General features: G+C 72.5%; 19 protein-coding genes and 2 pseudogenes. 11 read left to right on the top strand and 10 right to left on the bottom strand.

All coding sequences use genetic code 11. From position 1 onward, the window contains the following. The first annotated feature begins 75 nt into the window (after nt 1-75). The 4 genes and pseudogenes from ICW24_RS09540 (at nt 76) to ICW24_RS09525 (ending at nt 4,437) form a co-directional block, all read left to right on the top strand. Nucleotides 76-1,338, top strand: a complete 1,263-nt coding sequence (locus ICW24_RS09540) for an MFS transporter (RefSeq protein WP_226345489.1) — start codon at nt 76-78, stop codon at nt 1,336-1,338. 156 nt (nt 1,339-1,494) lie between these two features. Then, nucleotides 1,495-2,025, top strand: a pseudogene (locus ICW24_RS09535) (glycoside hydrolase family 3 N-terminal domain-containing protein); the annotation flags it as partial. 106 nt (nt 2,026-2,131) lie between these two features. Further along, on the top strand, nt 2,132-3,622 hold the full coding sequence (locus ICW24_RS09530) for a glycoside hydrolase family 3 C-terminal domain-containing protein (protein WP_226345488.1): 1,491 nt from the start codon (nt 2,132-2,134) through the stop codon (nt 3,620-3,622). A 113-nt stretch (nt 3,623-3,735) separates the two neighbouring features. Beyond that, entirely contained in the window at nt 3,736-4,437 is a 702-nt protein-coding gene (locus ICW24_RS09525; protein WP_226345487.1) for a TetR/AcrR family transcriptional regulator, read from the top strand. A gap of 63 nt (nt 4,438-4,500) precedes the next feature. On the opposite strand, the gene ICW24_RS09520 is transcribed toward ICW24_RS09525, so the two are convergent. From ICW24_RS09520 to ICW24_RS09495, 6 genes are all read right to left on the bottom strand, one after another. Further along, nucleotides 4,501-5,532 carry an aldo/keto reductase gene (locus tag ICW24_RS09520; RefSeq protein ID WP_226345486.1) on the bottom strand — a complete coding sequence of 344 codons (1,032 nt, stop codon included), beginning with the start codon at nt 5,530-5,532 and terminating at the stop codon, nt 4,501-4,503. Between the two features lie 79 nt (nt 5,533-5,611). Further along, nucleotides 5,612-6,385 carry an SDR family NAD(P)-dependent oxidoreductase gene (locus ICW24_RS09515; RefSeq protein WP_226345485.1) on the bottom strand — a complete coding sequence of 258 codons (774 nt, stop codon included), beginning with the start codon at nt 6,383-6,385 and terminating at the stop codon, nt 5,612-5,614. Between the two features lie 36 nt (nt 6,386-6,421). After that, entirely contained in the window at nt 6,422-7,288 is an 867-nt protein-coding gene (locus tag ICW24_RS09510) for an ABC transporter permease (protein ID WP_226345484.1), read from the bottom strand. Then, nucleotides 7,285-10,137 carry an alpha/beta fold hydrolase gene (locus ICW24_RS09505; RefSeq protein ID WP_226345483.1) on the bottom strand — a complete coding sequence of 951 codons (2,853 nt, stop codon included), beginning with the start codon at nt 10,135-10,137 and terminating at the stop codon, nt 7,285-7,287. The genes ICW24_RS09510 and ICW24_RS09505 overlap by 4 nt, the downstream gene beginning before the upstream one ends. Before the next feature lie 91 nt (nt 10,138-10,228). Further along, nucleotides 10,229-11,425: a multidrug effflux MFS transporter gene (locus tag ICW24_RS09500; protein ID WP_226345482.1), complete on the bottom strand. Its 1,197-nt coding sequence runs from the start codon at nt 11,423-11,425 to the stop codon at nt 10,229-10,231. Nucleotides 11,426-11,505: 80 nt separating this feature from the next. After that, complete coding sequence (locus ICW24_RS09495; RefSeq protein WP_226345481.1) at nt 11,506-11,691, bottom strand: hypothetical protein; 186 nt, start codon at nt 11,689-11,691, stop codon at nt 11,506-11,508. A gap of 57 nt (nt 11,692-11,748) precedes the next feature. Here ICW24_RS09495 and ICW24_RS09490 point away from each other — a divergent pair, with 57 nt between their 5' ends. Then, nucleotides 11,749-12,897 carry a YihY/virulence factor BrkB family protein gene (locus tag ICW24_RS09490; protein WP_226345480.1) on the top strand — a complete coding sequence of 383 codons (1,149 nt, stop codon included), beginning with the start codon at nt 11,749-11,751 and terminating at the stop codon, nt 12,895-12,897. Between the two features lie 219 nt (nt 12,898-13,116). Here ICW24_RS09490 and ICW24_RS09485 read toward each other — a convergent pair whose 3' ends face one another. The 4 genes and pseudogenes from ICW24_RS09485 to ICW24_RS09470 form a co-directional block, all read right to left on the bottom strand. Then, entirely contained in the window at nt 13,117-13,686 is a 570-nt protein-coding gene (locus tag ICW24_RS09485) for a pyridoxine/pyridoxamine 5'-phosphate oxidase (RefSeq protein ID WP_226345479.1), read from the bottom strand. Between the two features lie 32 nt (nt 13,687-13,718). Then, nucleotides 13,719-14,923: pseudogene (locus ICW24_RS09480) on the bottom strand (type II toxin-antitoxin system HipA family toxin). Then, a complete protein-coding gene (locus ICW24_RS09475) occupies nt 14,920-15,123 on the bottom strand; it encodes a type II toxin-antitoxin system Y4mF family antitoxin (RefSeq protein WP_226345478.1) in 204 nt (67 codons plus the stop codon). The pseudogene ICW24_RS09480 and the gene ICW24_RS09475 overlap by 4 nt, the downstream one beginning before the upstream one ends. 207 nt (nt 15,124-15,330) lie before the next feature. After that, nucleotides 15,331-16,323 carry a sugar-binding transcriptional regulator gene (locus ICW24_RS09470; protein WP_226345477.1) on the bottom strand — a complete coding sequence of 331 codons (993 nt, stop codon included), beginning with the start codon at nt 16,321-16,323 and terminating at the stop codon, nt 15,331-15,333. Between the two features lie 211 nt (nt 16,324-16,534). On the opposite strand from ICW24_RS09470, the gene ICW24_RS09465 reads away from it, so the two are divergent. From ICW24_RS09465 to ICW24_RS09440, 6 genes are read left to right on the top strand one after another with little or no spacing between them, the layout of a single operon-like run. Continuing rightward, the gene (locus tag ICW24_RS09465; protein ID WP_226345476.1) at nt 16,535-17,635 is read left to right on the top strand and encodes a zinc-binding dehydrogenase; all 1,101 of its coding nucleotides are present in this window, start codon (nt 16,535-16,537) and stop codon (nt 17,633-17,635) included. A 16-nt stretch (nt 17,636-17,651) separates the two neighbouring features. Then, nucleotides 17,652-19,061: an extracellular solute-binding protein gene (locus tag ICW24_RS09460; protein WP_226345475.1), complete on the top strand. Its 1,410-nt coding sequence runs from the start codon at nt 17,652-17,654 to the stop codon at nt 19,059-19,061. Nucleotides 19,062-19,104: 43 nt separating this feature from the next. Further along, nucleotides 19,105-20,076, top strand: a complete 972-nt coding sequence (locus ICW24_RS09455; protein WP_226345474.1) for a carbohydrate ABC transporter permease — start codon at nt 19,105-19,107, stop codon at nt 20,074-20,076. Between the two features lie 4 nt (nt 20,077-20,080). After that, on the top strand, nt 20,081-20,947 hold the full coding sequence (locus ICW24_RS09450) for a carbohydrate ABC transporter permease (protein WP_226345473.1): 867 nt from the start codon (nt 20,081-20,083) through the stop codon (nt 20,945-20,947). Further along, the gene (locus ICW24_RS09445; RefSeq protein WP_226345472.1) at nt 20,947-22,128 is read left to right on the top strand and encodes an ABC transporter ATP-binding protein; all 1,182 of its coding nucleotides are present in this window, start codon (nt 20,947-20,949) and stop codon (nt 22,126-22,128) included. Before ICW24_RS09450 ends, ICW24_RS09445 begins: the two co-directional genes overlap by 1 nt. Further along, nucleotides 22,125-23,279: an ABC transporter ATP-binding protein gene (locus ICW24_RS09440; RefSeq protein WP_226345471.1), complete on the top strand. Its 1,155-nt coding sequence runs from the start codon at nt 22,125-22,127 to the stop codon at nt 23,277-23,279. Before ICW24_RS09445 ends, ICW24_RS09440 begins: the two co-directional genes overlap by 4 nt. Nucleotides 23,280-23,324: the final 45 nt, after the last annotated feature.

Genomic DNA, 23,324 nt, shown 5'->3' with positions numbered 1-23,324 from the left:
AGGTTGACCCATGCGAGACGAGCACGTCCCGCTCTCCCACGAGTTGGGGCAGTCGCAGATCAGTCCGGCTCCACGATGTCCCAGCCACGCGAGCACCACTGGTTCCGGGAGCCCACCGAGCCGGTCGGTCCGAAGTTCGTCACCGGGCTGTTCATCGCCCAGGCCATCTTCTTCGTCGCCCTCCTGGGGCCGGCGGTCGTCGGCGTCGGCGTCAAGGTCAACTCGATCGTGCCGCCGTCCGAGCGCACGGGCGCTCTCGCCCTCGTCGCCGGCCTCGGCGCGGCCGCCGCCTTCGTGGGCAACGTCGTCTTCGGGCGCCTCTCCGACTACACGACCTCGAGGTTCGGCCGCCGCCCGTGGATCGTGGCGGGCACGGTCCTCATGACGATCGCCTTCCTCATCATGGCGCTCGCTCCGAACGTGCCGATGCTCACGATCGGGTGGTTCCTCGCCCAGCTCGGTGCCAACGCGGCGCTCGCGCCGTTCATCGCGACGATCGCCGACCAGGTGCCGGAGTTCCAGCGCGGCAAGGTGGCCGGCCTTGTCGGGATGGCCCAGAACGTCGGCATCCTCGGCGGCACGATCGTCGCCGAGCGTTTCGCGAACAACATGCTGCTCATGTTCGTCGGCCCGGCGGTCTTCGCCATCATCGCGATGGGGGCCTACGCGTTCATCCTCGACGACCAGGTCCTGCCGCAGAAGCCGCCGCGCATGAATCTCATGCAGTGGATCACGACCTTCTGGGTGTCGCCGCGCTGGTACCCCGATTTCGCGCTCGCCTGGTGGTCGCGCTTCCTCATCACGCTCGCGACGTTCATGTTCACGACGTTCCGCCTCTTCTACATGATGGATCGCATCGGCCTGGAGGAAGGGGCCGCGCTTCGGGCCATCACCATCGGCGTCGCGATCTACACCGTGGTCCTCGTCGTCGCCGCCTACGCCGCGGGTTGGCTGTCCGACAAGCTGCACCGCCGCAAGGCCTTCGTCGCCGGCTCGACGCTGCTGTTCGCCGCCGGCATCTTCGGCCTCGTGCACGCCTCGACCGTGACGCACTTCTACCTCATCGAGGCCGTCCTCGGCATCGCCTACGGCATCTACGTCGGGGTCGACCTCGCGCTCGTCGTCGACGTGCTGCCCAACCCCGACGACGCCGGTAAGGACCTCGGCGTGTTCAACATGGCCAACGCGATGCCCCAGACGTTCGCGCCGGTGATCGCCGGCTTCCTGCTCGCGGTGAACAGCCCGACCAACCAGAACTACACGCTCATGCTCACGGCGGCGGCTGTCTTCGGGGTCATCGGGGCCCTCGTCGTCCTGCCCATCAAGCAAGTCCGCTGACCCCCCACCGATCCGGCTCTCGCACGAAAGGTTCGACATGACATTCGACGTCAACGACGTCCTGGGCAAGCTCACCCTGCAGGAGAAGGCTCAGCTCACGGCGGTTCCGGCTTCTGGTGGACCGTGCCGGTGGAGCGCCTCGGCGTCCCGCGGATCATGGTCTCCGACGGCCCGCACGGGCTGCGGGCCCAGCCCGACCGCGGCGACCACCTCGGCCTCGGCGGCTCGCTGCCCGCGACGTGTTTCCCGACCGCCTCCGCGGTGGCCTCCTCGTGGAACCCGACGCTGCTGCGCGAGATCGGGGAGGCCCTCGGCCAGGAGGCCCGCGCCTGCAACCTGTCGGTCATCCTCGGCCCGGACGTCAACATGAAGCGGTCCCCGCTGTGCGGACGCAACTTCGAGTACTTCTCCGAGGACCCCTTCCTCGCCGGGGAGCTCGGCGTCGGCATCGTCGACGGCATCCAGAGCCAGGGCGTCGGCACGTCGCTCAACCACTACGCCGCCAACAACCAGGAGGACGACCGACTGCGCGTCAACGCCGTCGTCGACGAGCGCACCCTGCGCGATATCTACTTCCCGGCGTTCGAGCGCATCGTCACCGGCTCCCAGCCGTGGACGGTCATGTGCTCCTACAACAAGGTCAACGGGCTGTCGGCGTCGGAGAACCCGTGGCTGCTGACCACCGTCCTGCGCGAGGAGTGGGGCTTCGAGGGCCTCGTCGTCTCCGACTGGGGCGCGGTCTACCACCGGGTCCCGGCCGTCAAGGCCGGCCTCGACCTCGAGAATGCCGCCGGTGGCCGAGAGCCCCGCCGAGGTCGTCGCGGCCGTGGAGGCCGGCGAGCTGGACGAGTCGGTCCTCGACGACCGGGTCCGCGCGGTCCTCGAGCTTGTCGCCCGCGGCATGCACGTCCTCGAGCTGGACGAGTCCTACGACGAGGCCGCCCACCACGCGCTGGCCCGACGGGCCGCCGGGGAGTCGGCCGTGCTGCTGAAGAACGACGGCGGCCTGCTGCCGCTGTCGCGCGACGCGAAGATCGGGGTCGTCGGCGAGTTCGCCCGGACCCCCCGCTTCCAGGGCGCGGGCTCCTCGCAGGTCAACCCCACGAAGGTCGAGGTCGCGCTCGACGAGATCCGCGCCGTGTTCGGTGACGTCCCCTTCGCCGCCGGCTACGGCATCGACAGCGACGACGGCGACGACGCCCTGCGCGAGGAGGCCGTCCGGTTGGCGGGCGAGGTGGACACCGTCGTCATGCTGCTCGGGCTCCCCGGCAAGGACGAGTCCGAGGGCTTCGACCGCACGCACCTGGAGCTGCCCGCCGGGCAGATCGCGGCCCTGCAGGCGGTCGCGGCGGCCAACCCGAACGTCGTCGTCGTGCTCGTCAACGGCTCGACGGTGCGGCTCGGCGACGTCACCCCGCACGCCGCGGCCCTGCTCGAGGCGTGGCTCGGCGGTCAGGCCGCCGGCGGAGCGATCGCCGACGTGCTCGCGGGGGTCGTCAACCCCTCGGGCCGTCTCGCCGAGACGATGCCGGTGCGCGTGCAGGACAACTCCTCGTACCTCAACTTCCCCGGCGACTCCCAGCAGGTCGTCTACGGGGAGGGGCTCTACATCGGGTACCGCGGCTACGACAAGGGCGACCTCGACGTCGCCTTCCCCTTCGGGTTCGGGCTGTCCTACACGACGTTCGAGACCGGAGACCTGGCCGTCGACGTGACCGGTGAGGCCGAGCAGGGCACGCTGCGGGCCCAGGTGTCGGTGACGGTGACCAACACCGGCGACGTGGCCGGCGCCGAGGTCGTGCAGGTCTACGTCCGCGACGTCGAGAGCAGCGCGCACCGTCCGGTGCGCGAGCTCAAGGGCTTCGCCAAGGTGACCCTGGAGCCGGGGGAGTCGCAGCGGGTGAGCATCGACCTCGACCAGCGCGCGTTCTCGTTCTGGTCCGTGCTGCTGGACCGCTGGGTCGTCGAGGCCGGCGCGTTCGACATCGAGGTCGGCCGCCACTCGCGCGACCTGCTGCTGTCGCAGCGCGTCGAGGTGTCGGCCCCGCCGGTGGCGGCGCCGCTCACCGAGCTCTCGACCCTGCACGAATGGATGGCCGACGAGAAGGGGCGGGCCCTCATCGCGAAGGCCGTCGCGGAGGGCGCGAACGACCCGACGCGCGATCCCGAGATGGTCGCCGTCATCGGCACGATGCCGATGAAGACGCTCGCCTCCTTCTCCGGCTTCTCCCTGGACCGGGCGGCGCTGGCGAAGGCGGTCGCCGAACGCACCGCCGCGGGCTGAGCCGCGGGGGAGCGGGGCGTGCCACCGGGAGCGATCCCGGTGGCACACCCTTTCCCCGGGCCGCGCGTCGGGCGCGGGCCCGACCCCATCGGAACACGAGCAGAAGGACGCGTATGGCCAGGACGGCTCGACCCCAGGAGCGCCGGACGTCGACCGGACCGGTCGCAGGTCGCCGGCGTGGCGTCGGCCGGCCCAAGGGGGGCGGCGGCGAGCAGGCGCGGACGGCGCTCGTCGACGCCGCCGTCGATCTCTTCGCGCAGTACGGCTACCGCGGGACGTCGATGGCGGCCATCGCGGCCGCCGCCGGCCTGAGCAACACCGGTGCGGCGCACCACTTCCCCGACAAGGGCGCGCTGCTCGCCGAGGTGCTCCGCCGCCGCGACGCCGAGGACACGGCCGCGCTCGGGGGGACCTGGACGGGGTGGGCGATCTTCGACTTCTGGATCCGCCTCCTCGCCCACAACCAGACCCGGCCCGGCTTCGTGCGCCTCTTCACGACCGTCGCGGGCGAGGCGGCCGACCACACCGAGCACCCGGGGCACGCCTGGCTCGTGGAGCACCACGCCGAGAGCGTCCGCCTGCTCGTCGAGTGCCTGCGCGCCGGTGTGGCCGAGGGGACCGTCGACCCCCAGATGCCGGTGGAGGGGGTGGCCCGCCTGACGGTGGCCATCTCCGACGGCCTCCAGATCCAGTGGCTCGACAAGCCCGACGAGATCGACATGGCGCACGACTTCGCCGTGTTCGTCGAGGGCCTCAAGGCGCGGTGGAGCCTCCTGCCCGCGGACCGAGGGACGCCGGCGCCCGACGGCGAGTGACGCGGGCGGCCGTCTCACCGACGGGGACCTCGGGCCGTCGTCGCGCCGGCGCGGGGCCGGCGGTCAGCCCTGGGGGCCGAGCGTGCGGGAGCGCTGGTCCACGCCGAGGGGACCGTAGGGGTAGTCGGAGGCGCCCAGGTCGGAGGCGGCGTCGAGAGCGGACGTCTGCTCGGGCGTGAGGTCGACGTCGGCGGCGGCGAGGTTGGCCTCGAGCTGTTCGACGGTCCGGGCCCCGAGGATGGTCGAGGTCACGGCCGGGCGACCGGTCACCCAGGCGAGCGCGACGACCGACATGGACTCGCCGCGCTCGTCGGCCACCTGCTGCAGGGCGTCGACGATGCGCCACGTGCGTTCGGTCCCGCGGCGGTCCCACGCCTCCATGCCGCGGTTCGCGTCCTCGCCGAGGCGGGTCGCGCCGGTGGGGCGCTGGTCGCGGGTGTACTTGCCCGTCAGCCAACCGCCGCCGAGGGGGCTCCAGGGCAGCAGTCCGATGCCGGTGTCGAGCGCGGCGGGCACGATCTCCCACTCGATCTCGCGGACGATGAGGCTGTACTGCGGCTGGAGGGTGACGGGCTCCGCCACCCCGAGGGCGCGCGCCCGGTGGACCGCCGTGGCGAGCTGCCACCCGGTGAAGTTGGAGAAGCCGTAGTAGCCGATCTTGCCGCTGCGCACGAATCCGTCGAGGGTGCGCAGGGTCTCGTCGATCGGGGTGAGCGGGTCCCACGCGTGGCACTGGTAGAGGTCGACGTGATCACGACCGAGCCGGCGCAGGGAGTCGTCGAGGGACCGGGTGAGGTGACGCGACGACAACCCGGCGGCGTTGGGTTCGGTGCCGAGGGGGAACCGTCCCTTCGTCGCGAGTACGACCGGATCGGTGACGTCGGCGGGCCGGGCCGCGAACCAGCGCCCGACGATCTCCTCCGTGACCCCGCCGGCGTACACGTCGGCCGTGTCGACCAGGGTGCCGCCGGCCTCGACGAACCGGTCGAGCTGGGCGAACGCGACGTCTTCGTCGCTCTCGGCGCCGAAGGTCATCGTGCCGAGGCACAGGTTCGAGACGAGGCAACCACTGTGTCCGAGGGGGCGGTATCGCATGTCGCCACCCTAGGAGCGGCGCCTCTCCGGTGCCCGTCGGCCCGCCCCGTGCCGCGTCCGCCGCGGGCCGGCCCCGCCGCTAGTTCGCGCTGAACCCGCCGTCGATGACGAGCTCGGTCCCGTTGAGCATCTCCGCGGCGTCGGAGGCGAGGTAGACGACCGCGTCGGCGACGTCCTGCGGCTGCGCGAAGTGGCCGGCACTGATGCGCGCGAGCATGGGGCCCGACTTCACGGGGTCGCCCCAGACGCGGGTCCCCATCTCGGTGAGCACGACCGTCGGGCACACCGTGTTGACCCGCACCCCGGCGGCGCCGAGCTCGAGCGCGAGCACCTTGCCGGCCATGATGAGGGCCGCCTTGCTCATCGAGTACACGTAGTGCTCGGTCAGCGCGCGCAGGCCGGCGACGGAGGCGACGTTGACGATCCGGCCCCCGCCCGCGGCCGCCATCCGCCCGCCCAGGTCGGCCGCGAGCAGGGCCGGCGTGCGGACGTTGACGGCCATGACCGTGTCGTAGTCGGCCGGCGTGACGTCGACGGCGAGGGCCGGGATCGACAGGCCCGCGTTGTTGACGAGGACGTCGACCCGACCGGCGGCGTCCCAGGCCGCGGCCCCGAGCTCGGCGCCCGCGGTGGGGGATCCGAGGTCGGCGGCCAGGGTCGACACCGTGCACCCGTGTTCCTGCCGCAGGCGCGCCGCCACGGGCGCGAGGTCGGCCTCGTCCCGCGAGGTGAGCACGAGGTCGGCGCCAGCCGCGGCGAGGCCCTCGGCGATGGCGACCCCCAGCCCGCGGGAGGCGCCGGTGACGAGGGCGGTGCGGCCGTCGAGGCGGAATCGGGAGGCGTGATCGCTCATGTCACGGGAGGCTAGCGCGCACCGACCGCCGGCGGATCAGCTGAGGACGTCCTTGCGCCGGAACCACCAGTACGCGCCCGCCACGCTCGCGACGAAGTAGACGAGCGACCACAGGGCACCGCGCTGCAGGTCGGTCCACGCGATGTCGGGCGAGAACGCGGCCAGCCAACTGCGGGAGTAGTGCATGGGCAGGGCGTGGCGCAGGTCGCCCAGCTCGGGGATCGCGTCGAGGATCGAGGCGAGGATCGTCACGAGCACGGCGCCGCCGACGGCTCCGAGCGGGGCGTCGCCGAGGGTGCCCAGGAGCAGCGCGATCCCCGCGACCTGCAGGAGCGTCACGCAGATCGCCGCCACGGCCAGCCCCAGCCGCGGCAGGAACGCCGCCCAGTCCAGGCCGGTGCCGCCCGGGCTCGTGTACGGCTCCCACCCGTACGCGACGCCGCCCACGAGCAGCGACCAGGCGGCGAGCAGCGTCGTCGCCGCGACGACCCCGGCGAGCGCGACGACGAGCTTGCTCGTCAGGAGGCGGGCGCGGCCGACCGGCGCGACGAGCAGGTACCGCAGTGACGACCACGACGCCTCGGCCGGTACGGCGTCCCCCGCGAAGAGCGCGGCGAGGATGACGAGGAGGAAGTCGCTCGAGATGAGCAGCGTGAAGACGGTGAGGTTCGCGGCGCCGTGCCGGGCGAGGTCGCTGAAGCCGGTGCCCGACCCGTCGTCGTCGCCGAGGGCGAAGGCGCCGACGAGGATGAGGGGGAGGGCGACGACGATGCCGAACGCCCACAGCGTGCGCCGCCGCCGCACCTGGCGGCCGAGCTCGGCGCGCCAGGACAGGGGCCGCCGCCGTCGGCGGCCCGTCGAGGCCGACGTCGAGGTCGACGTGGCCGTCGCGTCGCCGCTCATCGGGTCCGCACCTTCCGCAGCCGCTCCATGCGCTCCTCCTCCGACTCCTGCGACGCGTCCGTCCCGCCCGTCGACCCCGCCGACCCGGCCGCGCCGTCGTCGCCCGCGCCGATGACCCCGAGGAAGACCTCCTCGAGGCGGCGCCGCCCCGACACGCCGACCACGTCGCCCCCGGCCGCGACGACCGCCGCGACGACCCGCCCGCGGGAGGCGCCCCCGGTGCACGTCAACGTGCCGGCCACCGGGTCGACCCGCACCTGCTCGGCGGCGTCGCGCAGGTCGGCCCGCACGGCGTCCGCGATCCGGGCCGGGTCGGAGCCGGGCGCGAGGGCGACGACGCTCGCCTCGTCACCCGCCAGAAGGTCGGCGACCGACCCGGCGGCGACGACCCGACCCCGGTTCATGACGACGACGTGCGTGCACGTCTGCTCGACCTCGGAGAGCAGGTGGCTCGACACGACGACGGTGCGCCCGCCCGCCGCGTAGTCGCGCAGGATCGGGCGCATGGCGGCGATCTGGGGCGGGTCGAGGCCGTTCGTCGGCTCGTCGAGCAGCAGCACCTCGGGCCGGCCGAGCATGGCCTGCGCGATGCCGAGCCGCTGGCGCATGCCCTGGCTGTACGTGCGGACGGGCCGGTCGACGGCGTCGCCGAGCGCGGCGACCTCGAGGGCCGCCTCGAGATCGGCCTCGCCCGGGTCGCGGCCCGTGGCGGCCCAGTAGGCCTGCAGGTTCGCCCGGCCGGTGAGGTGGGGCAGGAAGCCGGGCCCCTCGATGAGGGCGCCGACCCGGTCCAGGACCGGGGCCCCGGCGTGGACGGGATCGCCGAGCACGTGGACCTGCCCCGACTCGGGGCGGATGAGGCCCACGAGCATCCGCATCGTCGTCGTCTTGCCGGCGCCGTTGGGGCCGAGCAGCCCGACGACCTGCCCGGCCTCCGCGCGCCAGCTCACGCCGTCGACGGCGCGGTGACCGTCCCGGTAGGTCTTGACGAGGTCGTCGACGACGAGGGGGACCGCGGCCAGGTCGGCCCGGGTGTCGGCGCGGTCGGTGCGGCGGCGTCGCCACGCCGCGGCGCCGAAGCCCGCGGCCACGAGGGCGAGCAGGGCGGCCAGCCCGATCCCGACGGCCGCGACCTCGGGGTCGAGGCCGGGCACGTCGACGCGGCCGTCGGTGGCCGCCGCCGCCGGCGCCGTGGGCAGCCGCAGAGTCGGGTCGGCGAGCTCGATCCGGTAGCTGCGCGCGTCGGTGGGCACGGCGAACCCGGCGTCGGTGGCCGACACGAGCACCCGCCACCGGCTGCCGGCCGACGGGGCGTACGTGCCGCTCGGCAGGGGCACCGTGACGTCGACCGGCCGCCCCGGGGTCGTCGCCACGCGGACCGGGCTGACCTGCGCCCGCGGGGAGCTCGGCCCGGCGTTGCCCATCCGCCACCACGACACGAAGAGCGTCGCGTCGCGGGCCGTCGAGGTGACCCGCAGCCGCACGGTGGGGGTGCCGACGACCTGCTGCGGGTCGGCCAGCGGCTGGGTGTCGAACGCCACGCTCTGGCCCGGCAGGGCCGCGAGCGGGTAGCCGACGAGACCACCGCCCTCGCCCCCCGAGCCCGAGCCGGAGCCCGAACCGGACTCCGCCGCGTCGCCGATCGCGCCGAACGCCGCCCCGATGCCGGAGATCGCGGCCGGATCGCCGCCCGGCGGGGAGAGGATCGTGGCCCCCGCCCCGGCCGCGAGCGGCACCTGGGCCGAGGACCCGTCCAGCCCGCCCAGGCCCTGATAGGTGGAGCTCGTCACGCTGCGGTCGGCGGCGCCGGCGGGCACGGGCGCGCGAAAGGCCGGCACCGGCAGTCCCGTCCGGCCGCGCCCGTCGTCGGTGAGGTAGCGATCGAACCAGGTGCGCAGGTCCGCGCCCTCGCGCTCGTCGGCGCCGCCGTCGTGACCGCCCTCGAACCAGCGCACCGCGACGGGCACGCCCCGGCCCTGGAGGGTGCGGGCCGTGGCGTCGGCCTGGCCGAGGTCGAAGAGGGAATCGCGCATGCCCTGCACGAGCAGGCTCGGGGCCTGCACCGCCGGCAGGGTCGGCGCCGGGCTGTGCCGGCTCAGCAGGCGGGTCATGGGCGCGGAGGGGGTGCCGGTGCGGGCCGCGTCGAGGAAGATGCGGCACACGCCGGGGTCGAAGCGCCCGCAGACGGGGTCCGCGTCGGCCCGGCCGCGGGAGGCCTCGACGGCGCGTGAGAAGAAGACCGACGTCCAGCGCCGCTTGAAGACCCCCGCCTGCCCGCCGGATCCTCCCGGCACGAACGCGGCGGAGAGGTCGTTCCACGTGATCGAGGCCGCGGTGGCGTCGACGCGGCGGTCCGCGCCCGCGAGCATGAGCGACGTGGCCCCGCCGTAGGAGCCGCCGGCCGCGCCCACGCGGGGGTCGCCGGCGCCGTCGAGCTGCACGTCGGGGCGCCCGGCGAGCGTGTCGAGCAGCGCGGTGCCGTCGGCGATCTCGAAGTCGGGGTCGGCCAGGTGGATCCGGCCCCCGGACGCGCCGAACCCGCGGGAGGTGTACGCCAGGGCGACGTAGCCCGCGTCGGCGAGCTCACGGGCCCGTTCGAGCAGGTCGTCCTTGCTGCCGCCGAAGCCGTGCGTGAGCAGCACGGCGGGGTGGCGGGCGCCGCCGCCGGGGGAGACGACCGTCGCGTCGAGGGCCACCGCCGAACCGTCGGGCTCGGGCCCCACCGGAACGCTGATCGTCTCCTCGGTTCGTGCCGAGGCGGCGGCCGCAGGGGCAGCGGCGGACAGGCCGAGGGGGGCGAGAAGGGCTGCGGCCAGGGCGAGGACACCCGCGGTGCGTCCACCTCGCACGATCCCCACCCCCTCACGGCCCCGACCTGCTCCAGGGTAGGAGCCGCGCCCGGCCCGCCCGGCGCCGACCCCCGGCGCGGGGACGCCGGTGTCAGACGCGCTTGGCGCGGGGGATCGCCAGCAGCGGGCCGATGCACAACAGCGAGGCGATCGCCATCGACACCCCCATGAGCGCGGGCGTGACGCCGAGCAGCGACACGAGCGGGGGGATGAAGGCGCCGAAGATCGTCTGCACCAGCCCCATGCACGCGGACGCCGCCCCGATGGCCTCGCCCTGGCTCTCGAGGGCGAGGGTGGTGGCGTTCGGCAGCAGGGGACCCGCGATGGAGATCGCGAAGAACAGCGGCACGAGCACCCACCACAGCGAGGCGCCGAGCACGGTCGCGGCGCCGACCGCGAGGCACGCGACGACGTTGAGGCCGATGGTCCAGCACAGGACGCGGAACGGGCCGAGGGCGTCGACGACCCGCAGGTTGAGTCGACCGAGCAGCAGGATGCCGACCGAGTTGGCGGCGAAGACGTAGCCGAAGTGCTGCGCGGTCAGGCCGTATCCCTGCTGCAACGCGAAGCTGCTCATGGCCAGGTAGAGGCTCAGGGGCTGGAAGCCGATGGCGAGCACGAGGGTGGGGGCGAGGAACGACCGGTCGCGCAGCACGCGGGGGAACTCGCTGAACAGCGACGTCACCCCGCCCGAGTGGCGCTGCTCGGGCGGCAGGGTCTCGGGCAGCCGCACCGCGGCCACGAACAGGGCGGCGCCGCACAGCGCGATGGTGACGAAGATGCCGCGCCAGCCGGTGACGGCCATGAGCAGGGCGCCGAGCAGGGGTGCGACGACGGGGGCGACCCCGAAGATGAGGGCGGTGATGCCGAAGGCGCGGGCCGCGTCGCGCCCGCTGTACAAGTCGCGCACCATGGAGCGCGCGAGCACGGCCCCCGCGCCGCCGCCGACGCCGCCGAGGAAGCGGGCGACGAGCAGGAACCACAGGTTGGGGGTGAGCGCGCACGCCACCGCCGCCACGGTGAACAGCGCGACCCCGATGAGGAGGGGACGCCGGCGCCCGAGCTGGTCGCTGAGGGGCCCGATGACGACCTGGCCGACCCCGAGGCCGACCATCGACACCGACAGGGAGAGCTGCCCGCCGGTCTCACTCGCCCCCAGGTCGTTCGTGAGCTGCGGCAGGCCGGGCAGGTACATGTCGAACGACAGCGGCCCGAACGCCGACAGCGCCCCGAGCATGATGAGCAGGCGGCGGCGCGAGGGGAGCGGGCGGGCGCACAGCGCGGACAACGGACTCCTGAGGACGACGTCGGGGCCCGCTGCGTCGGGCCGCCCGCTGGGTGGACCGGGCCACGATGCCCGATCGGACGCTACCAAACGTCCCTCGCGGCATCGCCGCCGCACGGGAGTGGCGCAGGTCGCCCGGCTGGGGGGATGGCGTCGAGGATCGTCACGAGGACGCCGCCGCGGACCGCGCCGAGCGGGGCGTCACCGCACGTCCCGATGAGCAGGGCGATGCCGATGACCTGCGGGAGGGTCACGGCGATGATCGCCACCGCGAGCGATCATCACCTGGCTGCGCGCACACGGGAGACGCGGCCTAGGTTGTCGCCATGGCCTCCCACGCGGTTCCGCCGCCCCGGTCGCCGAGGGGCCTGCGCTCGGCGCTCGGGTCGGCGCTGAAGCGGGTCCTCGACGCGCGCATCGTGCGGGCGGGGATGCGGTACCACTTCGGGCGGGGTGCCCTGCTCGCCGGCGGCGTGACGTGGTCGGCCCTGCTGTCGGTGTCCGCGGTGCTGACGATCCTCGTGAACGCCGGCCGGACCTTCTTCGGCCAGAACCCCGAGACGCTCGACGCCGCCCGCACCGCGATCAACCAGGTCGTCCCGGGTCTCATCGACGACGGTTCGGGCAGCGGAGTGATCGACCCCGCGGGGCTCGTCGTCGACTCGTACTGGAACCCGGTGACCCTCGTCTCCACGGTGGTGGTCGTGTGGACGGCTCTCAGCGTCATGACGGGTCTCCGGCGGTCGATCCGCGCCATGTTCGGACTCGGCGGGGCCCCGCTACCGATCCACATCGGCAAGCTGCGGGACCTGCTCGGCTTCCTCGGTCTCGTCCTCGGCGTGCTCACGTCGTTCGCGCTCACGACCGCGGTCGGCCCGCTCGGGCGTCCACTCCTGACGTGGCTGGGGATCGAGGACGGCGTCACCGCCGGGATCCTCTCGCTGGCCGGGGTGCTGGTGGCGGGAGCCGTCGACGCCCTCGTCTTCGCCATGCTCTTCCGGGTCACCGCGGGCGTGCGGGTCGTGCGACGGGATCTCGTCCTCGGTTCGATCCTCGGCGCGGGCGGCAGCGGTCTGCTGCGATTGGCCGGCACCTCACTGGTCGGCGCCGTCCAGGACCCGGTGCTCGCCTCGTTCGCCGCCGTCGCCACGCTGGCGCTGCTGGTGAACTTCGGGGTGCGTCTGGCGCTGCTCGTCGCGGCGTGGACCGCCAACCCGCCCGCGGTGCCGTTCCTGCTGCCGCCCGAGACGATCCGGCTGTCCGAGAGCCCCAACTACGTGACGCGCTCGGCCCCACACACCCTCGCGTGGCCATACCACGCGGTGACCGGTTCGCTCCTGCCGAGCAAGCCCGAAACGGGTGAGGTCATGGACGTGGACACCGCCGCGGACGGCGGGAGCGACGACCCCGGCCCGTCCGCGACGCCGGCTCGCCCGGGCCGACGTCGCAGGTCGTCGGCGACACGTCGCGCGTGACGCCACGGTCGCGGCCACGGACGGTGTCCTCGGAGGGTGGCGGGAGGGCGGTCACGTCGCCGTCGTTCGCCGGCCTGACGCCTGGCCGGCGACTCAGGCGGCGGCCTGGCCGCGAGCGGCGTCGTCGATCTCCTCGAACCTCGGCGAGGCCGGGAGGGGCCATCGGAGGCGAGGCGATGGCCGCTCCACCCCGCCGTCAGGGTCGGAACAGGGCCTGGTTCAGCTCCCGTCGGCGCGGCCGATGTCGTGGCGCCAACCGGCGTCGTCGGGCGTGTAGACGATCCGGAGGTGCTTGCGGTCGGGGGAGCCCTGCCAGAACTCGATGCGCTCGGGCCGGACCCACCACAGGCGCCAGTCGCCCTCGGCCACGAGCGACTGTGCTTCCGGGCTGCGGGCGGCCAGGTCGGCGGCGCTCTCGGCCGCATCCGCCTCGACCACCGGTCCCTGTACGCGCACGGCGCGTGCCTGGGGCTGCCACCAGAAGTTCAAGGCCGCGGCCGGGTTCTCGCTCACTTGTGCGCCCTTGCGGCTGGAGGCGGTGCTCGCGAAGGCGAAGCCGCGCTCGCCGGCGTCCTTGAGGATGAGCATCCGCGCGTCGGGGAGCCCGTCCGCGCCGGCCGTGGCGAGCGTCATCGTGCGCGGCTCGGCGACCTCCGCGTCGACGGCTTGGTCGAGCCACGTCAGGAAGAGCGCCATGGGGTCGTCGGGCAGACCGTCGAGGTCGAGGGACGGGGCGGTCCCGGTCAGGGCCGGGATCTGCGCCAGATGGCGCCGGACGTCGTCGGTCATGCACCGATCCTGTCACCCACCCGCAACGCGGTTCAGCCGATCAGACCCTGGCGCCGTCGGCGGAGGACTCGCCAAACGTCACGGAGGACGTGCGGCGCCATGGGGAACGCACCGTCGAGGTGTTCGTCGAGGTCGGTCGTCGCCGCGAGAACCTCGTCGAGGGCGCGCTCGGCCGCGCGGTGTGCCAGACCGACCTGGTCGGCCAGCTCGAGCCAGCGCTTGCGGGAGAGCGAGTCGTCGCGACCGGCGACCGTGAGGGCGAGGCGGTGGTCGCCGTAGGGCAGGGTCGAGGGGATGTCGTAGACGGGGGACACCCGCCACTCGGTGTCGCGCATGAGCGACACGTTCTTCGCGTGCAGGTCGCCGTTGCCCGTCAGCCACGCGAGCGCGATCTGCTGGAGCACGGCGCGCATGGCCGGCGCGCGCGCCGGGGTCACCTGGCCGATCCGGGTGAGGAGGTGCTCCGTCGTCACCGCGTACTTGTCCGCCGGGTATCGGCCGAGCAGCTGCGCGCGTCCTCGACGGACAAGCGCCGGATCCGGTCGCCGTCGGCGACCCGGTCGAACCTGGTGACCAGCAGACCCGGGCGCCCCTCGCGGTCGTGGACGACCTCCGCTTCGACCACCCGCTGCCGCAGGCGCCGGGCGACGCGCAGGAAGAACGCCTCGTTGTCGACGACGTGCGGATACTCCGGCGGATCGAGCTTGAGCAGGTGGAACCGTCCGCCGTGCACGAGCGGCAGCGTGAGCATGCGCCCCGAGACCTTGTCCTGCACACCGGCGAGGGCGCTCGGATCGACCCCCGCGGAGCCGGCGAGCTCGACGAAGTCCAGGTCGGACCAGTCTGCGTTCGCGGCGAGCGACGACGTCGACGCGTCCGGCCCCGTGGGGTCCGCGCCGGCGGGCCGGACACGGACATCACCGACGGGGTCGTCCCCGACGGCGAGGAGCAGCGACAACTCGTCGTCCGCGGAGGTCTTCACGGCCGCGCGCAAGGCCGAGAGTCGCCTGCCCTCGGGCAGCAACCCGGAGAAGAACGGTGGCAGGGCGCCCCCGATCGTCACGACCGGCTCGTCGGTCAGCGGCAGCGTGGTCGCCACCGGTCGGCCCCCGGAATCGAGGTAGTCGGGGTGGTACCGGAACTCGACGGCCCCGTCGCGCCGGCGCAGCGTGGCGGCCACCCGCCCGTGCGCGTGCACCTCGGCCAGATCGACGCGCCGCGGATCGGTGCGGGTCATCCGCCGGCCCCACGCACCTGCGACCGGAGTTCGAGACCGAGCACATCGAGGACCGCGCTCACCTTGTCGAGCCGGAGCGTGGGCTTGTCGTGCTCCAGCTCGCGCACGAAGCGCTCGGAGACGACGGCCATGTCGGCCACGTCGACCTGGAGAAGGCCGAGTTCACGGCGCCTCGCGCGGACGTCCGCCCCGAGTGTCATCGGCCCTCCGCCCTATCGGCAAGATCATGCCAGTATGCCAGTCTGCCCACGTGCGAGGCGCATCACAACCCCGGATCGGCACGATGGTGCCGGTATGCCCCGGCGTGGTGATCGGTCGTCCTCCTCCCGTTACGGCGCGGACGCCGGGCTGCGAGATGTTCAGCGGCACGATCGCGCCGGTCGTCGTCGGACCGGCGACGGGCCGGCTCAGTCCAGCGCCGATCTCTGGGCGGTGTCATCGCGGCTCAGGAGCGCGATCGCCGTCTCGAGGTCGGTGACGAGGCGGTTGACGTACCCCGCCGTGGCGGCCGCGCGGATGGCGGGCACCTTCTCCGTCCCGGCGGCCATGGCGATCGAGAAGTCGACGCGCCGGAGTTGCTCGAGCCGCATGGCGACCAGCCGATCGCTTCCCTCGAACTCGATGGGCGTGCCGTCGCGGTCGAACGGCCGGGCGCAGATGTCCCCGACCGCGGCGCGCAGGAACTCCTCGTCGCGGGGCATGACGGACGGCAGTGACGTCCGTGAGGCCGGAGGGGCGCCGATCCCGAGCAGGGCGCAGCGGGCCCGGCCCCACAGCTGCACGACGGAGGAGACGGAGGGGTCGGCCATGAGGCTCGCGTACAGGCCCGCCCCGGGCAGGGCCGGCGCGTAGAGGAACACGGGCTGCGCGCGGCACGTGACGGCGAGCTGCCGGGTGATCTCGTTCGTCTGGTAGTAGGCCTCCGGCTCGTCCCGGCCGCCCACGGTCGGCGCCATGACCACCCCCGGGAGCTCGGCGGCGATCTCGTGGGCGACGGCGTGCACCGTGGCCCCGGACGACACGAGCAGCGCGTCCCCGGGGCGCAGGTCGGCGGCGGCGATCGCCTCGGCGACCGCCGGGGCGAGGCCGGCTCCCAGCGAGGCCGCGGACGTCGTGGGGACCACCCAGGCGCGGTCGAGTCCGAGGGCCTCCTCGAGTTCGCGGGCCAGCGAGGCGGCGTCGCCCTGCGCGGGATGGCGGACCTCGATGTGGACGATGCCGCGGGCCCGGGCCTGCGCGAGCAGCCGGCTCACCGTGGGACGGCTCGTGCCCAGGGTGGCGGCGACCTGCGCCTGCGTCGCGTCCTGCAGGTAGTAGAGCCGGGCCGCCTCGTAGAGGAGGTCGACGGGGGACGTCGGGCCGCGGCCCGCGTCGGGGCCCGGCGGGTGCGGCTCGGTCACGGATCCCCCTCACGGCGACGGCGTGGTCGGCGGCGCCGTCGACCCGTACCGGCCAGTATGCGCACGCCGGAGGCTGAACAGAAGTGCTGAACAAAGGTGCTGGACATCTGTGCACGACCTCCCCTAGGGTCGTGCCGTCGCAACCACGGTGGTCGCGCCCTCCCCTGGGGTCGAGCCGCGTGGTCGTCCTCGAACCCTTGCAGGAGTAGCAATGACGCAGTCCGGCCCCACCCTCCCCGAGACCATGCAGGCCGTCGTCGTGCACGGCCCGAAGGACTACCGCCTCGAGACCCTGCCCGTGCCGACGCGCGGCCCGGGCGAGCTGATGCTGCGCGTGGAGGCCGTCGGCATCTGCGCCAGCGACCTCAAGTGCTGGCACGGCGCCGCGAAGTTCTGGGGCGACGACAGCCGCCCGGCCTGGACCGAGACCGACGTCGTGCCCGGCCACGAGATCACCGGCCGCGTCATCGACCTCGACGACGAGGCCCGCGAGCACTGGGGCGTCGAGCTCGACGACCGGGTCGTCCTCGAGCAGATCGTCCCGTGCTGGGACTGCAAGTACTGCAACGAGGGCAACTACCACATGTGCGCCCCGCACGACATGTACGGCTTCAAGCGCGCCAACCCCGGCGGCATGGAGGAGTACATGGTCGTGTCGACGAACTCCCTCGTCCACAAGATCAGCAAGGACATCCCCCCGGCCCACGCCGCGTTCGCCGAGCCGCTCTCGTGCGCGCTGCACGCCATCGAGCGCGCGAACCTGCAGTTCAAGGACGTCGTCGTCATCGCCGGCGCCGGTCCGATCGGCCTGAGCATGATCGCGGGGGCCGCGGCCAAGTCGCCGGCGCAGATCATCGCCCTCGACATGGACGAGCGGAAGCTCGAGATCGCGAAGAAGACGGGCGCGACGCGCACCATCAACATCGCGAAGGAGGACGCGCTCGCCATCGTCCGCGAGATGACCGACGGCTACGGCTGCGACGTCTACATCGAGGGCACCGGCCACCCGAGCGCCGTCATCCAGGGCCTCAACATGCTCCGCAAGCTCGGCACCTTCGTCGAGTACTCGGTCTTCAAGGAGGACGTCGCCGTCGACTGGTCGATCATCAGCGACGACAAGGAACTCAACGTCCTCGGGGCGCACCTCGGCCAGAACACGTGGCCCCGCGCGATCCGGCTCATCGAGGAGGGTCGTCTCCCGCTGGAGGAGATCTGCACCCACCAGCTCCCGCTCTCGGAGTTCCAGAAGGGCCTCGACATGGTCGCCTCCGGCAAGGAGTCGATCAAGGTCAGCCTCATCCCCGGCCAGTGACAGGTTCACCACTTCCATGACCTCCCCCTCCCGCGGCTTCTCCCGCCGCGACATGCTCAAGGCCGCCGGCCTCGTCGGGCTGGGATCGACGGTGCTCCCGTCGCTCTCGGCCTGCGGGGTCGGTGGCGGGGAGCGCCACCCCAACGGCGCCTCCGAGATCACCGGCTCCTTCGACTGGAAGAAGCTGTCCGGGCAGACGGTGCGCATCCTGCAGACACCGCACCCGTACCAGCAGAGTTTCCAGCCCCTGCTCAAGGAGTTCACCGAGCTCACCGGCATCCAGGTCGTCGCCGACCTCGTGCCCGAGGGTTCCTACTTCACCAAGCTCAACACCGAGCTCGCCGGCGGGTCCGGTTCCCACGACGTCTTCATGGTGGGCGCCTACTTCATCTGGCAGTACGGGCCGCCCGGCTGGATGGAGGACCTCAAGCCCTGGATCGCCAATTCGGCGGCCACGAGCGACGAGTACGACTTCGAGGACATCTACGAAGGCCTGCGCACGTCCACGAGCTGGGACTTCACGCCCGGCAGCCCTCTCGGCACAGGTGGTCAATGGGCCATTCCGTGGGGTTTCGAGAACAACGTCGTCGCCTACAACAAGGCGTACTTCGACGCCAAGGGCATCAAGCCCGCCGAGGACTGGGGCAACTTCCAGCAGCTCGCCCGCGACCTCACCGACCGCAACGAGGGCCGTTACGGGGTCGCGTTCCGCGGGAGCAAGTCGTGGGCGACGATCCACCCCGGGTTCATCACGCAGTACTCCCGCATGGGGTGCAAGGACTACGAGGTCAAGGACGGGCGCCTCGTCGCGGGCATGGCGAGCGAGCAGGCGATCGAGTTCCAGAAGGCGTGGGTCGACCTCGCCCGCGAGGCGGGGCCGGCGTCGTGGACGACGTATGAATACCCCGACTGCACCCGTGACCTGGGCAACGGCAACGCGATGATGTGCTACGACGCCGACTCCGCGACGTACCCGAAGAACAAGCCGGGCGCCAGCAAGGAGGCGGGCAACCTCGCCTGGTACGCCGGCCCGGCGGGCCCCGACGGCAGCTACGCCACGAATCTGTGGACGTGGTCGCTCGCGATGAACGCCGCGAGCAAGAACAAGCTCGCGGCCTGGCTGTTCATCCAGTGGGCCACGGGCAAGGAGGCGATGAGCAAGGCCGTCGGGACGGCGTTCGCCGACCCGACGCGCAAGTCGGTCTTCGACAGCACGTTCAAGCAGACGCTCGGCGCCTTCCCCGGATATCTCGACGCCTTCGAGAAGGTCGTCGGCTCCAGCAAGATCCAGTTCACCCCGCAGACGCAGTTCTTCCAGACCACCCAGGACTGGTCGGTCGCGTTGCAGGACATCTACGGAGGCGACGACGCGGCCTCCCGCCTGCGCGACTACGCGGCCTCGGCCGAGGCCAAGGTGAACGTCTGATGCGGCGACCGTTCGTGCACCCCCAGACCGAAAGGAGGGCGTCGTGAGCACCGCGACCGCCCAGAGCTCGCCCGGTGGGCCGGGCCCGGCGGGCCCCGACGGCCCGGACGGCTCCCGCCGCCGCGGCGCCCCGCCGAAGGTGTCGGACCGGGCCCGCAAGCTGCGGCCCTACCTGCTCTCGGTGCCGGCCCTCGTGGTCGTCATCGGCATCCTCTACCCGTTCGTCCTCGGGGCCTACTACTCGATCCTCAACTACACGGCGAGCAACCCCGAGCCGCACGTCGTCTGGTTCGCGAACTTCGCCAGCGTGCTCAAGGACCCGCAGTTCTGGGCCTCGGTCCGCGTCACGGCGATCTTCGCCGTCGCCGCCACCGTCATCGAGACGGTCCTCGGCGTCGTCATCGCGCTGCTGCTCAACCGCAGCAGCTTCGTCGGCAAGATCTTCGAGCGGGTCCTCATCCTGCCGCTCATGATCGCGCCGGTCATCGCGGCGACGATCTGGAAGCTCATGTTCAACCCGCAGTTCGGGGTGCTCAACCACGTCTTCGGCCTCGGCACGTTCGACTGGCTGAGCAAGGACACGGCCCTCGCGAGCTCGATCCTCGTCGACGTCTGGATCTACACGCCGTTCGTCGCGATCCTCGTGCTCGCCGGTATCCGATCGCTGCCCCGGGAGCCGTTCGAGGCCTCCGACGTCGACGGCGCCGGATGGTGGTACATGTTCCGCCGCCTCATGTTGCCGATGATGTGGCCCTACATCCTCGTCGCGGTCATCTTCCGCTTCATGGACTGCCTCAAGGCCTTCGACCACATCTTCGTGCTCACCGCCGGCGGCCCCGGCCTCGCGACCCGCACGCTCCAGATCGGCGCCTACGAGGACTCGATCATCTTCCAGAACTTCTCCCGCGGCAGCACGTACATGTTCCTGCTGTGGATCCTCGTCTTCATCACGGCCAAGTACCTGGTGGGCGTCCTGGGCAAGGCCCAGCGGCGCGCCGCCGGAGCGGAGGAGTAGACCGATGGCCACCGAACTCAAGCCCGGGCAGAAGCGACTCACGCCCGGCGCCATCTTCGCCGACATCGCCATCGTCGCCTGGTTCGTCTTCGCGCTGTTCCCCATCCTGTGGATGCTGCTGCTCGCGTTGAAGAACGACGCCCAGCAGACGAGCACCTACTTCGCGTTCAGCCCCACGCTCGAGAACTTCGGCACCGTGCTCAGCCAGCGGGGGACCGATCTCACGAGCGTCGACTTCAAGTCCGCGATCCTCATGAGCATCCTCAACTGCGGCGGCGCCGTGCTCGTCTCGCTGCTCATCGGCATCCCCGCCGCCTACGCGGCCGGCCGCTACCGGTTCAAGGGCAGCGAAGACCTCATGTTCAACATGCTGAGCTTCCGTTTCGCCCCCGAGCTCATGGTCATCGTGCCGCTGTTCGTCATCTACACGCAGATCGGGCTCTTCGACACCGTGTTCGGCATGATCTGGGTCCTGCAGCTCGTCACCATGCCGCTCATCGTGTGGATCCTGCGGTCCTACTTCGAGGACATGCCGGAAGACCTCGAACAGGCGGCCCTGCTCGACGGCTACACGCGCCGGAAGGCGTTCACGATGGTCGCGTTGCCGCTCGTGCGGCCCGGCATCGCCGCCGCGGCGCTGCTGTCGTTCATCTTCGCGTGGAACAACTACGTCTTCCCGCTCATCCTGTCCGACACCGCGGCCTCGACGGTCACGGTCGCCATCACGAAGTTCCTCGGCGGCGGCGGCCAGGCGTACTACAACCTCACGGCGGCCGCGGCGCTCATCGGCGCCCTCCCGCCGCTCGTCCTCGCCCTGACGATCCAGCGTTACCTCGTCCAGGGCCTGAGCTTCGGGGCGGTGAAGGGCTGATGGGCACCCTCTCCCTGCGCGGAGTGCGCAAGACCTACGGCTCGACCGTCGCGGTCGACGACATGACGATCGACGTCGGTGACGGAGAGTTCTTCGTCATCCTCGGCCCCTCGGGTGCCGGTAAGACGACGACGCTCAAGTCGATCGCGGGGCTCGTCGACATCGACGGCGGCCAGGTGAGCATCAACGGCGTCGACATGACCGGCGTCGAGCCCTACCACCGCAACGTCGCCATGGCGTTCGAGAGCTACGCGCTGTACCCGCAGAAGACGGTCGCGCAGAACCTCGCGTCGCCGCTGCGCTCGGGCCGGTCCGGGTCGTTCTCCCAGGACGAGCAGCAGAAACGCATCGACGCCGTGACGTCGACGCTCGGCATCCACCACCTGCAGCAGCGTCTGCCCCGGGAGCTGAGCAACGGTCAGCGTCAGCGGACGGCGCTCGGCCGGGTGCTCGTCCGGCCGGCCGACATCTATCTGCTCGACGAGCCGCTGAGTCACCTCGACGCCAAGCTGCGCGCCCAGATGCGGGCCGAGCTCAAGCAGATCGCCCAGAGCTCGAGCACGACGACGATCTACGTCACGCACGACTACCAGGAGGCGCTGGCCCTCGGGGACCGCATCGCGATCCTGCGGGAGGGGCGCTTCGTCCAGATCGGCACGCCCGAGGAGGTGTGGCGCACGCCCGTCGACACGTTCGTGGCGACGAGCCTCGGCCAACCGGAGATGAACCTCCTGCCGGGTGCCGTCCGCGGCGGCCGGATCGAGTTCCTCGGCGGGGCCGGATCCTTCCCGGCGCCGGCGGATCTCGGCCTGCGCGACGGGCAGACCGTGCAGCTCGGCATCCGCCCGAGCGAGCTCGAGATCGACCGCGGGCACCGGCCCGGCGGCGACCGGTGGTTGCGGCTGCCCGGCCGGGTCCTCCTCGCCGAGCGCCTCGGGCGCCAGGTCGAGCTCGACGTCCACGTGGGCGACGGGCAGCTCATCGTCGTCGAGGACTCCGACCACGCCGCGCCCGAGGGCTCGGAGGTCACCGTCCAGATCGACCTCGCCGACGTCCACGTCTTCGACGGTGCGTCGACCGCCGCGGACGACGGCGAGGCGCGCGTCCACCGGGCGGCGCCCCGCCTGGGGTCCGCGCTCGGACGACACTCCGCCCCCATGCCCGAGGAGGCCCACCAGTGAGCACCGCAGCGACGATCCCCGCCGGCGCGGGCGGCCACGCCACCCCGCGGCGCGGTGCCGGCCGCACCGAACCGCAGGCGTTGACCATCCGCAACGTGCGGAAGGTCTACGCGTCCCGCGGCCGCGAGACGTTCGAGGCCGTCAAGGGCATGGACATGAACATCCGCCCCGGCGAGCTCATCTCCCTGCTCGGCCCGTCGGGCTGCGGGAAGACGACGACGCTGCGGATGATCGCCGGCCTCGAGACCATCACCTCCGGCGACATCCTCATCGGCGACCGGCGGATCAACGACCTGCCGCCGGGCAAGCGCAACGTGGGCGTCGGCTTCGAGAGCTACGCGCTCTACCCGCCGCTGAACGTGCGCGAGAACCTCGCGTACGGGCTCAAGGCCCGCAAGGTCGCGGGCGCCGAGGCGCAGGTCGACGACCTCGCCCGCCGGCTTGAGATGACCGAGCTGCTCGACCTGCGTCCGGCGAGCCTGAGCTCCGGGCAGAAGCAGCGGGTCGCGCTCGCCCGCGCCCTCATCCGTCAGCCCCCGGTGCTCCTGCTCGACGAGCCCCTCGGCCACCTCGACGCGTCCGCGCGGCAGCGGGTGCGCCGCGAGCTCAAGCTGCTCCAGCGCGAGTTCGGCTACACGACGATCGTCGTCACGCACGACCAGCTCGAGGCGCTGTCGCTCTCGGACCGGATCGCGGTGATGAACGGCGGCATCATCCAGCAGTTCGGCACCCCGGACGAGCTGTTCGACGACCCGGCCAACCAGTTCGTGGCCGACTTCGTCGGCGAGCCCGGGATCAACCTGTTCCCCGGCGTCGTGCGCCGCGACGGCGGGCGGGTGACCGTGCGGGTCGGCGACGACACGCTCGTGCCCGCGGCGTCGACGCCGGCCGACGGCAGGAAGGTCGTCGTCGGCATGCGGCCGCCCGACTGCGTCACCGGCGTGGAGCGTGGCCTGCGCGGCGAGGTCGCCGTGTTCGAGGACCTCCTCGAGTACGGCCTCGCGACCGTCGTCGTCCCCGGCGTGGACGAGCGGCTCGTCGTGCAGACGCCGTCCGGCCAGGCCTGGAGCGGTGGCGACGCCCTCACCTTCACCGCACCCCCGGAGAGGGTCTACCTCTTCGACGCCGAGACGGGAGACCGCCTGCGCTGAGAGCCCCGCACGGGGGTGCGGGTCCCGACCGGACCCGCACCCCAT

Origin of the sequence: Agilicoccus flavus, assembly GCF_014857905.1 — a bacterium.
GTDB lineage: Bacteria > Actinomycetota > Actinomycetes > Actinomycetales > Dermatophilaceae > Agilicoccus > Agilicoccus flavus.
The sequence above is the reverse complement of the archived record's forward strand: the minus strand, read 5'-3'. Positions and strand labels throughout refer to the sequence as shown.